Source organism: Natronomonas gomsonensis, from assembly GCF_024300825.1.
Taxonomy (GTDB): Archaea; Halobacteriota; Halobacteria; order Halobacteriales; family Haloarculaceae; genus Natronomonas; species Natronomonas gomsonensis.
In genome coordinates, this window is sequence record NZ_CP101323.1 from 393,928 (window position 1) to 408,584 (window position 14,657).

General features: G+C 51.6%; 21 protein-coding genes. 4 read left to right on the forward strand and 17 right to left on the reverse strand.

Translation table 11 applies throughout. The features are described 5' to 3' along the window. Positions 1 to 96 precede the first annotated feature (96 nt). From NMP98_RS19530 to NMP98_RS02240, 16 genes are all read right to left on the reverse strand, one after another. Positions 97 to 1,164, reverse strand: a complete 1,068-nt coding sequence (locus NMP98_RS19530) for a DUF932 domain-containing protein (protein WP_367997259.1) — start codon at positions 1,162 to 1,164, stop codon at positions 97 to 99. Continuing rightward, the gene (locus tag NMP98_RS02170; protein WP_254859926.1) at positions 1,161 to 3,245 is read right to left on the reverse strand and encodes a helicase HerA domain-containing protein; all 2,085 of its coding nucleotides are present in this window, start codon (positions 3,243 to 3,245) and stop codon (positions 1,161 to 1,163) included. The genes NMP98_RS19530 and NMP98_RS02170 overlap by 4 nt, the downstream gene beginning before the upstream one ends. Positions 3,246 to 3,282: 37 nt before the next feature. Then, positions 3,283 to 3,774: a hypothetical protein gene (locus NMP98_RS02175; protein ID WP_254859927.1), complete on the reverse strand. Its 492-nt coding sequence runs from the start codon at positions 3,772 to 3,774 to the stop codon at positions 3,283 to 3,285. Between the two features lie 244 nt (positions 3,775 to 4,018). After that, on the reverse strand, positions 4,019 to 4,252 hold the full coding sequence (locus tag NMP98_RS02180; RefSeq protein ID WP_254859928.1) for a hypothetical protein: 234 nt from the start codon (positions 4,250 to 4,252) through the stop codon (positions 4,019 to 4,021). After that, positions 4,249 to 4,677: a hypothetical protein gene (locus tag NMP98_RS02185; RefSeq protein WP_254859929.1), complete on the reverse strand. Its 429-nt coding sequence runs from the start codon at positions 4,675 to 4,677 to the stop codon at positions 4,249 to 4,251. The genes NMP98_RS02180 and NMP98_RS02185 overlap by 4 nt, the downstream gene beginning before the upstream one ends. A 39-nt stretch (positions 4,678 to 4,716) precedes the next feature. Next, positions 4,717 to 5,088, reverse strand: a complete 372-nt coding sequence (locus NMP98_RS02190; protein ID WP_254859930.1) for a hypothetical protein — start codon at positions 5,086 to 5,088, stop codon at positions 4,717 to 4,719. Then, a complete protein-coding gene (locus tag NMP98_RS02195; RefSeq protein WP_254859931.1) occupies positions 5,085 to 5,420 on the reverse strand; it encodes a hypothetical protein in 336 nt (111 codons plus the stop codon). Before NMP98_RS02195 ends, NMP98_RS02190 begins: the two co-directional genes overlap by 4 nt. Continuing rightward, the gene (locus tag NMP98_RS02200) at positions 5,417 to 5,917 is read right to left on the reverse strand and encodes a DUF2283 domain-containing protein (protein WP_254859932.1); all 501 of its coding nucleotides are present in this window, start codon (positions 5,915 to 5,917) and stop codon (positions 5,417 to 5,419) included. Before NMP98_RS02200 ends, NMP98_RS02195 begins: the two co-directional genes overlap by 4 nt. After that, the gene (locus NMP98_RS02205; RefSeq protein ID WP_254859933.1) at positions 5,914 to 7,671 is read right to left on the reverse strand and encodes an ATP-binding protein; all 1,758 of its coding nucleotides are present in this window, start codon (positions 7,669 to 7,671) and stop codon (positions 5,914 to 5,916) included. Before NMP98_RS02205 ends, NMP98_RS02200 begins: the two co-directional genes overlap by 4 nt. Beyond that, on the reverse strand, positions 7,668 to 8,003 hold the full coding sequence (locus NMP98_RS02210; RefSeq protein WP_254859934.1) for a hypothetical protein: 336 nt from the start codon (positions 8,001 to 8,003) through the stop codon (positions 7,668 to 7,670). Before NMP98_RS02210 ends, NMP98_RS02205 begins: the two co-directional genes overlap by 4 nt. A gap of 5 nt (positions 8,004 to 8,008) precedes the next feature. After that, a complete protein-coding gene (locus NMP98_RS02215; protein ID WP_254859935.1) occupies positions 8,009 to 8,317 on the reverse strand; it encodes a hypothetical protein in 309 nt (102 codons plus the stop codon). After that, positions 8,314 to 8,664 (reverse strand): hypothetical protein, encoded by a 351-nt coding sequence (locus NMP98_RS02220; RefSeq protein WP_254859936.1) that lies wholly within the window; start codon positions 8,662 to 8,664, stop codon positions 8,314 to 8,316. The genes NMP98_RS02215 and NMP98_RS02220 overlap by 4 nt, the downstream gene beginning before the upstream one ends. Continuing rightward, the gene (locus NMP98_RS02225) at positions 8,661 to 9,332 is read right to left on the reverse strand and encodes a hypothetical protein (protein WP_254859937.1); all 672 of its coding nucleotides are present in this window, start codon (positions 9,330 to 9,332) and stop codon (positions 8,661 to 8,663) included. Before NMP98_RS02225 ends, NMP98_RS02220 begins: the two co-directional genes overlap by 4 nt. Positions 9,333 to 9,337: 5 nt before the next feature. Continuing rightward, positions 9,338 to 9,520 carry a hypothetical protein gene (locus NMP98_RS02230; RefSeq protein ID WP_254859938.1) on the reverse strand — a complete coding sequence of 61 codons (183 nt, stop codon included), beginning with the start codon at positions 9,518 to 9,520 and terminating at the stop codon, positions 9,338 to 9,340. Continuing rightward, the gene (locus NMP98_RS02235) at positions 9,517 to 9,846 is read right to left on the reverse strand and encodes a hypothetical protein (protein WP_254859939.1); all 330 of its coding nucleotides are present in this window, start codon (positions 9,844 to 9,846) and stop codon (positions 9,517 to 9,519) included. The genes NMP98_RS02230 and NMP98_RS02235 overlap by 4 nt, the downstream gene beginning before the upstream one ends. After that, positions 9,839 to 10,348, reverse strand: a complete 510-nt coding sequence (locus tag NMP98_RS02240) for a hypothetical protein (RefSeq protein WP_254859940.1) — start codon at positions 10,346 to 10,348, stop codon at positions 9,839 to 9,841. The genes NMP98_RS02235 and NMP98_RS02240 overlap by 8 nt, the downstream gene beginning before the upstream one ends. A gap of 100 nt (positions 10,349 to 10,448) precedes the next feature. On the opposite strand from NMP98_RS02240, the gene NMP98_RS02245 reads away from it, so the two are divergent. The 4 genes from NMP98_RS02245 (at position 10,449) to NMP98_RS02260 (ending at position 14,205) form a co-directional block, all read left to right on the forward strand. Next, positions 10,449 to 11,228: a hypothetical protein gene (locus NMP98_RS02245; protein WP_254859941.1), complete on the forward strand. Its 780-nt coding sequence runs from the start codon at positions 10,449 to 10,451 to the stop codon at positions 11,226 to 11,228. 1,276 nt (positions 11,229 to 12,504) lie between these two features. Continuing rightward, positions 12,505 to 12,858, forward strand: a complete 354-nt coding sequence (locus NMP98_RS02250) for a hypothetical protein (protein ID WP_254859942.1) — start codon at positions 12,505 to 12,507, stop codon at positions 12,856 to 12,858. Then, a complete protein-coding gene (locus NMP98_RS02255) occupies positions 12,855 to 13,241 on the forward strand; it encodes a hypothetical protein (RefSeq protein WP_254859943.1) in 387 nt (128 codons plus the stop codon). Before NMP98_RS02250 ends, NMP98_RS02255 begins: the two co-directional genes overlap by 4 nt. 178 nt (positions 13,242 to 13,419) lie before the next feature. Further along, on the forward strand, positions 13,420 to 14,205 hold the full coding sequence (locus NMP98_RS02260) for a hypothetical protein (protein ID WP_254859944.1): 786 nt from the start codon (positions 13,420 to 13,422) through the stop codon (positions 14,203 to 14,205). Here the strand turns inward: NMP98_RS02260 and NMP98_RS02265 are convergent. Then, the gene (locus tag NMP98_RS02265) at positions 14,202 to 14,519 is read right to left on the reverse strand and encodes a sigma factor-like helix-turn-helix DNA-binding protein (protein ID WP_254859945.1); all 318 of its coding nucleotides are present in this window, start codon (positions 14,517 to 14,519) and stop codon (positions 14,202 to 14,204) included. The two genes, NMP98_RS02260 and NMP98_RS02265, sit on opposite strands and share 4 nt — an antisense overlap. Between the last annotated feature and the right edge of the window lie 138 nt (positions 14,520 to 14,657).

Sequence of the window (14,657 nt, forward strand, 5' to 3'; positions counted from 1 at the left end):
AGGATGCATCTGCGCCCATTCCTCTGCCTCACTGTACCGTTCCCTCGCTTCTAGGACCTGTTCAAAACCGTCTTCCGAAATCAGTTACCACCCATTTCAAGCCTCGATTCCGTAGGTTTCCATCAGTTCACCCAGCTGTTCTTCCTCGCCTTCCCAGTACTCTTCGGCGTCATCGTAGTTCGTCAGTTCGTAGGCCCTGTCCTCTATCGTGGCACGGGCCATCTCCTCATAATCCGGAAGCTCCCCGTGGAAATCAACAAGGTCAGCAGCTTTCTCTTGGGCAGTGTTGATTACGTGCTGCGGAAGATCATCACGAGCGTTGTGGGTCAACTGGTTTGTGGCAACCTGGAGAGTTTCATAGACGGTCGGGTTGCTCGGATCCTCGACAACCTCGTCATAGGTCTGGGCGATGTCGGCGTGGTCGCCTTCGATATAGAACGGTAGATCCAGCTCGTGTTCAAGGAACTCGAAGGCCATCCACTCACTGTCAAGTTCGATCTCCTTCATTTGTGTGTACCTGTCCTCGACCATTTCGGCGTTTTCAGCAACAGATCGAGCAGCCTGATGGAACATCGTAGGATCCAATTCATCGTGATGGGTCTGCCGGACGCTCATCACGTCAACCGGCAGCGTCAACCCGTTACTGCATACTTCTCTTTCCTCGAAATACTGGGCCTCAGTAGCTTTCCTCCCGTCGTTCCCTGACGTAATTTTCAAACCGATATTGATCGGGTCATCTGATTCCCCAGGGTTGATTTCGAGACCTTCGAACGTTCCTTCGTTAGTATAACGGTGTAATGTCGGGCTGGTCTTGATCTCGCCTTGGAAGTTGAAATCATGTCCCTCTTTTAGGGCTTCTACAGCGTCAGCTGTGTACTCGGTGATGTCTCCGAAGTCGTGGAGAACGAACCTGTTATCGTTAGAGGAGACGATTCCCGTTAGTGTGTCTTCGTCGCCGTCGTTGAACCACAGCGATCTTTTGTACCCTGCCTGCTGCCACTCATCACCGTTTTCATCTTCGAGGAGTGCAAGGACCTTCCCATCCCTCGTTTCTGGGAACTGTTCTCCGATTTCGCGGAGTTCGTCGACGTCGTCGTACTGAAGTCTTTCTCCTACTACGATACTTGGATCACCACGGGAACGGATTGAGGAAACAGTATTTATAAAATAAGGCTATAGACCGTTGCCTCGTTACCGTACCGTTCCTCAGTATCTGACTCAACCACTCCCTTCTCCTCCAACTGGTCAAGGAGATCGTTGGTCTTGCTTGAACCAAACGGACCCTCGCGCCAACATTTCGAGGTAGAGGGCCTCTTATCCTCCCTTTCTGTATAGCTGCGGATGTGCTGAGCCAGTTGCTCTTCCTCCTCCGATAAATTATGGGATGTGTTGTCGTTAGTTGCACTGGAAACAGAGGGGTCCTGTTCTCCTGTCCCACGATCAGCTCCCACAACATCCGAGCCAAAGCCCGGAAGTTGACCTGAATACATGTCATCAACCTCCTGAATTTCCTCATCACTCGGCGTACCCTCCCAGAACCGGGTCAAAACATCCCGGATCTCAACATCCATACGAGGAAGCTCACGGCTCTCCGGGAACACAGCCTCACCTGTATCCAAGGAGCGGATAACTTCCTCATCGTCGAGAAAACGGGAGGCGTACTCGAAATACTCGCCAGCCATGAACACGTTGTACGTGTTCTCCCGGACATGCTTCTGATTGTAGGCGTAGTCCTTCGGTGACTGGCTGATCAAGACAAGATGGACACCGAACTTCCTGCTCTCCCTGACGATATCTTGGATAGCGTTCGCAGCCTTGCCAGAGTTGAAGTTATGGGCCTCATCCAAGAAGACGAACAACGGCTTGTTGGTCGAATCAACATCAGCCAGTTTTCCGAAGAGATCGTTGATGAAGTCCTGCTTCTCAGAATCAGTGAGGCCTCTGAGAGAGACAGCGTTCCGCCCCGTAAACAACTTGGTGAGGTCGTCAGGAACGTCAAGAAGCTGGTCACTGCTTTTCCAGTACTGGTCGAATCCTATACTCCTACCATTGCCGTTTTCCTCGTTGGAAAGGTTCAGGCCTACGTTCTGCAGGTCGGAAGGATTGATAGACAGGACATGGTAGTCCAAGGAGGCTGTGTTCTCAATGAATGTGCGTTTGAGATGTGATTTTCCTGAACCGGTCTCCCCCACTATGTAGAAGTGCTCGTACTCTCCAGGGTCAAGTCCGACGACTACGTCTGTACCGGTGACAGTTCCGATCATCGGCCCATCTTGAGGAACGTCCTGAACCTCTCCGACACGCTCGGTCTCCAACCTTTTCAGGATAGAGTCTACAGCTTTCGCTGGGGTCGCGTTCGACCTTTCAACAACAGACTCCTCGAGTTCCAGGTCTTCTACCGCGTACTCCTCAAACTGCTTCACAGCCTGCTGACGTGCTTCTACCAGGTCGTCATCGACACCGGTGTTTTCGTACCTTTTTTCGAGGTCTTCGATAACAGCAGGGTTCAGCAGCATCCCGTATTCCCCTCGCATCAACACAGATGGCTCCTCTAACTCCTCGACCACAAACCGGAAGTTCTCACCACGGAGCGTCTGCAATACCTTTCGCCGATGATAGTTGAAAGCCTGCTCCAAATGATCCTCTATAACCGAGTTAACTGCATCACCAGATGCGACTTCAGCCTCTGTAGAAAACTGGAACAGGATAGCAGATAGAACACCGTTCTCCTCCCACTCTTGAAGTATATCTTTCCGTCTCTCCAAGTCCTGCGTGACGTGATCAAGCTCGTCGAGAACCCGTTGCCGTTCCTGTTTCTTCCCCTCTAACTTCCTCTTCACCTGTGTCTCCATCGACTCCAGAGAGATCTCGAGAGACTCCTGCAGATCATCGATTTCCTTGTTGAGGCGTTCAACCTTGGTCAACAACTCTTTCGCCTGACCGGCAACCTCCCGTGCCTCATCCTTAACTCGAAGTGTTTCACCGGAAACACGGTCTACATAGTCCACTGAGAGACGGAAATTGGAGAACGTGGACTCCAAGTACTCGTTCAGCTTGTTGATGTTCCTGCTCCAGGATTCCCGGCCTTCCGGATCCTGCTTCAATAACCGGTAGGCCTTCGTCGCACGGACCAAGTACGTATCTTCACCGAGAACAGTTGCTTCGACTAAGCTGGACGAGTCGGTGTCCCAGAGAAAGACTGTGGGCGGCGAGATTTCGGTCTTACCTATTCGTTCCAGCTCCATCCTTACTTAACGGGGAATAACCCGATCTCCTTAATCTTCATCCAACGATCTTTCCTCGGTATCTGTATTTCAGGGTCGTGACCGAGTCCTCAGTGTCATTTACGGTGTAGAATGAGACACGATCCTCTGTGGCTATTCCGTGGATCCTCTGGAACATCGAGGTAGCTTTGAACCAGTTCTCATCGGCAACACTCATTTCTGTAGTGCCGCCAGAAGTGCTGCTTGGATGAGTGTGAACTGCCCCGATGAAACTGTAGTTATGGGCCGCCAGTTCCGGTAGTCTTCCGGTGATCTCCGGTATACAGGTAAAATCGATTCTACTGCCCGAGTTCGTCCAAGGAATAGGGTACTTGGTGTGAACTACTTCCTTCACGACAGCTGTATCGTCTTCTATCTCTCCGAACAGGCAGTACCCCTGCTCCAAATCCGTTTCATAGTGTACTGGTATTTGCCGAAGCTCCTCCCCTTGAACAGCTACAGATTCAGGAGTTCCAAAAGGGTGGAAAAGGAGTAGGTAAAGAGCTATCAAGTCCTGTATCAGTCCAGGTCACCTCCATCATAAGCCGGTTCAAGTACCTCACCTTCCTCTTTCAATGTGGTCGGGAAAATCATCTTGTCCGGGTTCTGCTCTAAGGCCTCATCAATCGCTTCTTCGTGTTCGTTGATGTAGTCCGGTACACCGACAGAGACGTACTTGATGTCCGGATCTTCCAGATCTGTTCCGTCGTAAGCCTCAGCGATGTAGTATCCATCAACTTCTCTACCGTCGACAATTATCCTTGATTCTCACCTCTCTGTAGGTCGTTGTTCCATACGTCGTAGACCGATCCGCAGCCTCCGCACTGAATCGTGACGCACTGCTTCTGAACAGGATACAGATACACCGCTTCTTCAACCGGTTCACCGCACTCATTACATTCCCTCAACCGGTCTACGTCGACGAGCGTTTCCTCCTGTATCTCAGAAAGATCCTGCTCCATCTCCCTGAATGCCTCAGCAAAACTCACTCCAGATCGTCACCTCGCCAGGGAATCCAATATGGCTCGTTGTTGTCGAATTTCTCCACTCGTTCGAGCTCGACGTCTTCCAGGTACTCGTCAACAGCTTCCTCCGCACGATCCACGGTGACTGCTCCGGTACCGGTGCTGTTGAACCGGACATCCATCACGGGACCGTAGCCGCGTTTGTTAACTACTCCTGCACGGCTGCTCCAAGGCCCCTTCAACGTGATTTCCTCGCCGTCGACCGTCGTTATATCGTAGTGGCGGCCACCGTAGCCGTCCTGCTGCCCTCCATCCCAGGCAAAGTAAGAAGCAAAGCCGTCGTCACTCTCAGCGTACCACAGGCCTTCCTCCACAGAACCCTCGTACTCAAGCTCATCTATAGTAGGGATATCATCAGCCCTGAGATGGAGACGCGGATCGTTCGCCACATCCTCTTTCCAGTCAACGTCAGCGTCGTAGATATCGATTCAGGCACCACCCTTCGCCGCCATTTCCTTAGCCGCTTTACTCGGTTTTTCATGTACCCCAGAGATATGCGATATCAGCCCTGAACGAGTGGAAATCCCTTTACCGCACAGGGGGCAAGAAAACTGCTTTTCTCCAGTAATGTCCTCCAAGGCCTTTCTCCGGCACTTTCCTGCCCAACTGCCGAGGCCTGGAGACTCATTTTTTCTAAGCAGGTCAACCAGCTTTTCCTGTTTCACTTTCTTCTTCGGCGTGTTACGGGGTAACTGCACGATTGAATGGCCCTTACAGATGCAGTCCTCCTCGCCTTCTCTAAAGATGTGCCAGGTAGAACCGCTTGAACCAGCGTTCGTCACCAAGAGAAACTTATTCAAAGACCTTCACCTCTTTGAGGCTGGTCTTCCGAGGCATCAAGCTCCTCGTACTCAGTGACTTTCAGCTTCTCCGTATACTGCATCAAGCCCTCAAAGTTGCCGAAGGACAGGAAACCTGTATGCTTCTCTGCATGGCCATGAAGAGCCGGAAGACTCTGGCAGATCTTCCCGCACCCGGTACACCTGAACACGACAAAGTCCTCGCCGTGTCTGACTTCCCGGTGTCTACGAAGGCCTTCAAAGGTCAAGAAAGATTGTTCGCAGTCACTACATTTTCTGGTTCCGTTCTTAATCAATCTGGACAACTTGACGAACCATGCCTGAATATTCACTCCGTGTCCTCACCTCCGTCTTCTTCGAGCTCATCCTGAAGCAGTTGCCTGCCGTGCGTACCAAGTTCAAAGCCAGCCTGCTCCACTAACTTCCGAGCACCCTCAGCCTCCTCCCAAGAATCGAAGTCCATCTCTTTCTTCAGGTCGGCAAGCCAGAGATGGATCTTGTCCTTCCGGGCAAGCTCCACTTCCCTGACCCGGGTAGACTCGTAGTTGATTAAATCAAGTTGTTTCGATTCGAGAGAGACAGCTTCAGGCACGCCGTGAAGTAGGGCAAGATACGCTGCCGATTCAAGGCCTTCAACACTGACTTCCTCGGCTTGGAAGAACTGTTCCGGTATTCTGTCTGTGGCCCAGATCTCGACGGACACCAAGTTTCCGTCCTCGTCGAAATCCAAGTTGACTCCTGTATCCGTATCCACGGTCTCCGCAATTTCAGCATCCTCTACGAAGTCAAGAGCGGCAGTTCCGTTCTCTGGATCATGTACCAGCCTCACTCGCTATCACCTGCCTCCTTGACCTTCTGGAGAATCCGCTTCTTCACATCCCCAACGTCGCCGTCATCAGGATCATAAGGACTCAACTCGTCTCTGACCTTCCGCTCCGTAGCAGGCTTGACGTTCCCGGCTGCATTCTTCTCGACGAATCCTCGCTCTTGTAAATCGTTCATATCGTTGTAGACGTCTCCGTTGACGAATCCGAGAGCTCCGTTGGCCCACTCCTTCTTCGAGGGCAGATTCTTACCCTTCGCTTCTATGAACAACAGTAGCTTCCTCTGTCGCTCGGACAGGTCCTCTACTTCCTCCATCAGGCTATTGACTGCATCTTCCTGGAAGTCTGAAAGCACAAGATCCTCTATATCTGAGACAGATTCGCCGGTCGAACCAGCGTCGAAATCACTGAGCTTGTCCTCGACGATGTTCTCGACGTCGTCCTCGGAGACTCCGCCGTCTACCGTGACTTCGCCTTCAGAGGCGAGGCCCAATTGCTGGAACGCGGAACGCAGAGAGTTCAAACCCTGAAGCCGGGACTCGAATTTCTCTTCCAAGGCCTCGTATTCTTCTTGAAGGTGGTCACGTTCCTCACGGAGCTCCTGAAGCTTGTTTTCCTTCACTTCCAACCGGTTCCTGAGTTCCTCATTTTCTTCCTCCAACTCCTCAGCTCTCTCAGAGATCTCCTGAACGTCCTCACTTGAGGAAGAATCTGTCTCGTTCAGGCCCTTCAATGCCTTTCGCAACTCCTCACGGTTCTCCAAAGAATCCTGCATCTCCTCTTTCTCATCCTGGAGCTGTTCGACCTTTTCTTCAAGTTCTTCAACACGGCTCTTCTCCTCTTCACGTTCCTCTTTCCGTTCCTCGATCGATTCCTGAATTTCATTCAGAACTTCTTGCTTCTCCGCACTGGTCTCAGGGATCTCAAACTCCTCCTCACGAGGATCAGGACTGCTACGCTTCCGGACCTTCGTAGGCCCAACTAATTCGCCACTGGTCAGGTTATCTCCACGGGCCAAGATCTCTCCGACACCGAGCTCGTCAATCAGATCTCTGTCGATATTCAGCTTCTTCGCTACCTTCGCTGCATCTTCATTCGCTAAGCCGTGGACAATCCAGTCCTTACATAGAGAGATGACGCCGTTGTGGAGGAAGGCCCTCCTTTGGTAGGAGACAATGGTGCTGATTCCTTTGTTCCCTCCCTCGGTGCAGGCCTTGATAATCTGGCCTCTGCACATCTTCACGTTGTCATCCAGCTCCGGCTCCGGAGCGTTGTCCTTGGGAGCCATATAATGCGCCTCGTCGATGACGAGAAGTGACTTGGTCCTGCTCCCGGCCTTGTATTTTTCCTGAGCACGGTCGTTCAAGGAGCGGACAGCTTTTCCAGCTGCCAGGTGGACCCTGCTTTCCTCCTGACTGTAGTCCGAATAGGTGGAGACATCGAGAAGGACCTTCATTCCCTTGTCGAGAACCCAGTTCCCGATCTGGTCAAGCTCTTGGAGAGGAACAACAAGATCGACCGCTTCCTCTTCCTTCCCACCGACAACAACGATATCGTCGTCCTCGTGCCTGACCGTAGAGAGAGCGCCGACACGCTCCACAATCAACGTCGGGATACTGACCTCAGCCAAGTCCTCAAGGATAACGGCTAACGAATTAGTCTTTCCAGTGTCACTCGTTCCCTCCACAGAGAGTCTAAAGTCCTGTATTTCGGTAGGATCGAAAGAGACTTCGCCAAGTTCGATTCTGCCATCACTCACTCCATATCACCTTCTTCAAGGACAAGCCTGGATTCAGGGAAGCAGTACCACTTGAGACTCTTATCCATCATACCGTGATAGAGATCTTCAGGGTCGTCGACGTCTTTCCACTCAGGCCACTGTTCATCCAGATAGTCTTTGAAGCCTACGAGAACTGTCTCCTCGTCCTCATCGTATTCTGGATTAGTGTCGAAGACTGTCGTGCCGGATTCAACCTCCCAGTCCTTGATCCGCATATCGGTCTTCCGGACCACGACCGCTTTATCAGGATTTTCGTCTTCTTTATCTACAACGATATCGCCAACTGCGTAATCAGATTCGTCGTCAGTCATAGCATCTATACACCTTGTTCTGCCGGACTGCGGCTCCGGCGTTCCGCTTTCTCCAGGTTTTCTCTGGCCGTCTCGATCTGGTTCTCAGCCTTTTCCAAGGATTCCAGCACTTCCTGAAGATATTCGGTTCCTCCAGCACTGCCGTTGATGAAACTGTTAGCGATTTCTTGGATCTGGAAGGCGCACTCCTCACAGAGGTCTCCGAATTGCTGCATCCGGTCGTCTTCATTGCTAAAGGAGATTCCGTGTGTGTCTCCTGGCCGAATCTCTTCACCACATGAACGGCACTCCTCTCGTTCGTCGGCCTCACTCATTGCTGGCTCTCACCTCCTTCGTCCTCACCACTATCGTGTGACATCGTTTGGAGGATTTGTTCTGCCTCTTTCAGGCCGTCGAAAGTTCCGTACAGGTCGTCTTCCGAGACGTCCTCGCTCTTCGCTAATTCCTCGAGATTCAGTTCGATCTCTCCTTCAACCCAGGCCTGACCAGTTTCGGACAGGTACCAGGTTTGTTCTCCATCCTCCGGTTCACCGTTCTTCAGAACACCGGTCTCACGGAGGTCATACATCGAGGCCAAGGTAACTACTCCATCGGAGGCCTCCTCTTGGTCATACTCGTCCTTCGGAGGAAGCTTTTCAGAAATATCCTCTACCTCACTCACTGAGAACTTTCACCTCCGATTGTCTGCCTAAGTTCTTCCCGCTTATCCGTGTCAGTCAAGGCCCGGAAGTCAACAGGCATGGATCCGCTCCAGTCCTTCCTGAAGTCGAAATCGTGCTCCTTTCCAAGTTTTTCAGCGTTTTCGAGGACTTCTTGGTAGGAGCCAAGATGGAAGAAGACCTTGTCTTCACCTGAATCGGGCGTTGGCAGGCCTTCGTTTTCCCGTATGGTTTCCTCGTCAGGGCCTCGCCTGTATGCCCACTCGTCTTTGTACCTGCCGTCGTCCCTGTGCTTCACGAAGATGTGAACTTCCTGCAGAGGGTTTTCCTTCAGCATCCACTTTTTCAGCCTAGACTTCACATCGTCGTCTTCTATATCGCTGACGTCGATGACCTCTGCTTCGTACTGGTGCTTCATTGTGTCGTGAAGCGCCTGTTCCGACCAGAAACCCTCTTTATTGAAGATTTTCCCTGTGGCGTAGGTCATGAACATCTCCCCGTCTTTCTCAGGAAGGTCGTACAGCTTTGTGGCGTAGACATCCTGAAACTCGGAGTCATTGTGTTTAGGGGCGTCAACCTTGATTTTGAGAAGTTTATTTTCCTCTCGACACTCGTCGATGAGCTCTAAGATTTCATCATACGTCTTGTCTTCTGCTCCTGGTAATTCCATAGCATCTATTCTCCTTGTTCAGCGTGCTCCAGCCGTGGCTCCAAGTGGTAGACCTCTTCTCCGTCGACCACGAGCTGCGCTCTCTCGATTTTACCTTCCAGATCTTGCCTATCCTCGGCGTCGATCTCCGGGATCGTGATCCCGACCTCAACTTCTTCAAATGTCGTCTCTTCCTCGTCCTCACTCACTGCTGGATTTCACCTCTCTCTGCGTCCTTGTAGAGGGCCTCGTCAGGGACTTGGCCCTTGTAGAAGTGAACCCGGATGGCTGTCCGTAGTTTCTTGAGGTCTACATCTCGTTCAGAGAACATCTTCGGTAGTATCTGTTTCTTCAACTTGTAGTACTCCGGACCGGTAAGCCGAGGCTTTTCAGCCATCTCCTGCTCTGAGTAGCTGGCAAGTTTGCTGATGTACTTCTCAAGAATCTCTCGGCCTTCCTCATCCAGATCTTCCTTGGCCTCCACGATCTCCTCTTTGTACAGGAGGCTGTCTCGATCCAGCGTTGCCTCACTCACTGCTGGTCTCACCCTGTCGCTTCTCCTCTACAAACTCGAGGACATCATCACGGTTCTCACCGTCTCTCTCGGCGCTTTCAACGGCGTCAAGGAAGTCCTCTGCACCGCCAAACTCGTCCAGGCGATCATCGGAAAGGGTTCTCTCAACATAGTTCTGAACTTCCTCAACATCAAGGCCTACAAGGTGTTCCTGCATCCTGCTTTTCTCTCCAACTCGAAGGTCGTAGAGAAGTGACCCAAGATTATCCGCGATCGAAGAATCGGAGTTGAGCCGCCAGTGGTCAGTTTCCGACTCTACCTCTGCTTCTTCGATGAGGCCTGTATCTTTGAAAGAGTCCCACCTCCGGTAAAGTGCGTCTCTGGAGACTCCTGCTGCTTCTGCAAGAGAGGACCGGTTGTACGCAATTTTCGGATTTTCCAGTAAGACTTCCGTTATCTCCTTCGTGACTGAGTCAAGGAAGTGCTGCGGATTTACTTCGTATTCCTTTGTCGCCTCTGACATAATAACTGTCTGTGTGAACGACTTTTTTATACCTAATCCCAGCTGGTCCGATGCCTTCAGGTTACCAACCACTATACAACCGCTTATGTCTCAAAACCCTATGGAAGCTCTCATCGGCCAGTTCTCCCGGTTCGCCGTTCAGAAAGACTTGGAGACAGATGACTGGGTGATGGCTGCTACAGAGTTCGGCGTCAACGACACCCTGAGAGATATCGATCGTTTCCACGCCAGCTGGGACCACAGCGACAACGACAAGCAGGCCAATACGACCCAGTTCCTCAGAGAGGTAGCCGAGGAGGACGAGGAGAAAGCAGTCGGGGTCATGAACCGGATTTACACCTTGGCCGACACCAACTCAGATACACTGGAAAAGTACCCGGCTTTGGAGATCTTGGAGAACGAGAATCCTGGTACGGGTGTACTGCACTCTACGTTCCGCTCCGCACAGTTCATCGACATCGACAACATACCCGGAACGTTCTATCCTGACCTTGTCGAGAACATCAACCAGTGCTACAGTATCGGGGTCAACGACGCCACCCTCGTCTTGACACGGAAGCTTCTGGAGAATCTGCTTATCGACATCCTTAGAGAACAGTACGGGAAACAGGAGATAAATCTGTTCTACCTTCCGGAGAACCGGCGGTTCAGAAAGTTCAGCGATCTCATCGACAACTTCGAGAAAAATATTGATGACTTTCAGCATCTGTCCGGAAGCCTTGACAGCGACTTTATCGATGAATTGAACGCTTTCCGGCAGAACGCGAACGCAGAGGCTCACTCTATTGAGACCAATATCACCGAAGAAGAGATGCAGGACTACCGAGAACAGGCAAGACACGCTTCTCGAGTTCTGTTCCGGGTCAAGGAGAATATCTGAATAGTCCAGATTTACACTATCCAGCCTCGCCACTGAGCTACGAGGAACAGAGAAACCCCTATCAGAAAACCAACACCGCTGTTATCCAAGAAGTACGCCCAGAGAACGCCAGAAGCCGCTGATAAAGCCAGTGTGTAAGCCAGATCAGGTGCCACAAATCAAATCCCTCTTTTTCTCTTCTTTGTAGGTTAGAACGGCAGCCAGCCTTTCATCCCGGCAAAACTCAGGAAGAAGGTAGCCCCAAACACTGTCAGCCCTGCCGGCGCAACAGAAGCCGCCCCAAGAGACTCAACGCCTCCGAAAAAGTACTTCGCACCAGCGTAAGACGCCGTAACCAAACCAGATGTAATCGTACTTGAGATCAGCGCTGTCTTCGTAGAAACCATAATCACCATACCGGAAATACTGTTTTTAAAACACAGTCCTGGAAAGGGAAAACAACGTCATCCCACCACACAACTTCAATAGAAGTGCCGGTTACAGCTTTGTTCGTGGTGAGGACCGGCTACAAACGGCTTCGCACCACACTCCTTACACTCGTACTTGTGCGCCAGCTTTGTGGAGTACGCAGTGTAACTCCAGTTGCGCTTACAGCCCAGTTCGTGGTGAGGGCCTTGAGAAAACGGCATCGCACCACAGTGCTTGCACTCCGTTGAATACCCGTATATTCCTGAAGCATCTTTTTCAACATGTTTCTTAACACGGCGAGGACAGTCCCGACGATGGTGAGCGCCGGCTACATAGGGCTGAGCACCGCAGTGCTTACACTCACGCCGATGCGCCAAGGAAGAACTGATTGCCAGTGCTCCCTGATTTTTGGAACAGCTGTTATCGTGGTGAGGCCCTGCTACCGACGGCTTGACTCCACAGCTCTTGCATTTGTACTTGTAAGCACTGGAGGACACCTTGCTCAGAGCTAAGTCTGTGTGCTTAGCGGCTGTGGAAAGGATCTGATCCTTCAACCCATCAGACCAGTTATCGGAGGACGAGTCCTCCTGTACTGGGACAGGATCTTCAGGAGGATATGCTCTTTCGGCGTGTATCTGATGCTCTAATTCACTCAGTTTCTCAACTTTCCCCCATTGACCGTGTAGCTGTGCTTGTTCCTTGGCACGCTTGATTTGACTAAGGGATGGTCTACCCATAGATGACAGCGGAAAGTTACTGTCGCATTCGACATAATAGTTGGGAGCGTGGGGGAAATTAGAAGATATTTAGGGATCTCCCTAAATTAGAAGTATCCACGAACACTACAGGCATGTAGCAGGTCCAACTCATGACTGATACACCGCCCGTCCCCGAAGAGTTCGAAACAGAGGGAGAGCTCAAAGCCTACATCGACCAATTACACGACCAGATCGAGTTCCTTGAAGAAGAATTGGAAGATGCTGAAATGCAGAATCTTGAGGAACAGGTCAACGAAGTCCGGGACAACGTAGAAGAATTAGAGACAATAGAGGACTACCTCGATTACAACGCAGAAAACGATCTCGGACAAATTGACGCGATTATCAACAGATTCCAAGACAGACTCGACGAAGTAGACACCAGCAACAGAGGAGGTATCAGCGACAGCAATCCTGTCGCAGAAACCGTAAGCGACATCACAGGAAACGACTACGGAAAATGACTGAAGCACCCAACGTCCCTGACGAGTTCGACAGCGAGGAAGAACTGAAGGCCTACATCGACCAACTACACGACCATATTGAGTTTCTGGAGGAAGAACTGACGGAGTCTGAGAAGGAGAAGCTGGAACTGAAACAGGAGCTGAACGACATCGAAAACCAGGCCTCACAGATCCAAGCCGGAGGCAAAGGTTTCGCCTCGATTATGGGGCCGTTGGAGTCGATGCGGCAACGCCTGGAAGAGTTCGAAGAAGGATACCTGGACGACGACAGCGACTACGGTCTTCCAGACGATTCCGAAGGAACCGAGGCGCTATCCGAAGCATTGGGCGCGGACATCACTCAGGACCCAGAAGACTTCAAAAAAGAACTCGAAGACAACTGACCGCAACACCAACAGAGAGGAACTTCTTATGGATCCTATGCCAGGACAGACCTGTGGCTGCGGAAAAGAACCAGAAGAACAATCCAACTGCTGTAGCGAATGCGGCACGGAAAAACAGTGGATCAGCCAAGGCCCCCACAGCGAAATATACGCCTGCCCCAACTGCAGTTGAAACAGCATGAATGAGAAGCCTTCCTGGACGCCCAAAGTCTCTGTCGCAGGACTTGGAAAAACCGGCAGGAAAACCATACAGCACATCCAGACAGAATCCTCCGCCCAACTCCTCGAAAACCCCTCACCCTCGGACATACCCGAGGACACCGACTTCCTCTTCCTAACCGCTGAAGTCACCGACTTGGAGATTCATCCACGCCTAAACCAGTTGCTCGAAGAAACGGAAGCGGTCAAAATACTGTTCGCTGAAGGCCTAACCAGTACACCGGAGAACCTGATGGAACAGGTGAACCTTCTCGTCCCCATCAAACTCAAAGCTCTTTCTCGAGGCCTGTTGCCTTCGTTCATCGCAGACATGTTCGAGGCCATGCTTCCCATGACCGTCCAAGACCTGGGGAATGGAGAGATCGCAGCGGTAGCCGGAAACAACAGGATGGGGAAGCTGTATATCGATACGCCGAACAACGAATACAGTGCTGTAGGCCTTACACCAGGAGTCAGATACGAGACCCCTGAACACCTCTTGTTCTTCCACTGCAGCGGAGAAAAGCAACCGCCGGGCAAGGTCCAGAGGAAGATCGACGAATACCAGTTCTCCAACGACCTGCCTGTGCTCTGGGATCAAAGAGTTCATCCCCGGTACATCGGCAAACCCCACGTCAAATACTTGATCACGTTCGACGCCGGCGACGACAACGTACACTGGGACAGAGAAAAACAAGAGAGAAAAGGAGAGACGGACTGGAGCGTGGAAGACAACCGGTTCATCGAAAGGAAAGAAGACGGTTAGATGGACAGTTTGTTCGTGGCCTCACCTTCTGTCATCTTCTCACGGATCTTTCCGATCTTCCCACTGACGTTGCCCTCAGAGATACCCATCTCCTCAGCCGCCTCCGCCGCAGTAAGTTCCTCATGTTCTTCGCTGACCAGGAGATAGGCCTCTGCCTGCCTCTCACTGAGAAACGTCAGCTTTTGCAGGCCTTCCACAGTATCCATCCTGTACATCGTACCGCTACACTTTACACGGTCACAGAACCTGGTATCCCTGTCCGGGTCTTCCTCGTGGATCTCAAGGCCACACTTCTTACAGCGAAACACTGTCACTGCTGGCTCTCACCCTTCTCTTCTTTTTTAGGCAGGTGAGGGAATCTCGCTCCACAGTGCATACAATGCCACACCTTGTCAAAAGCACTGACATCATCAAACTCCTCTGCGTCTTCTCCAGTAGCGTCCATCTGGGCG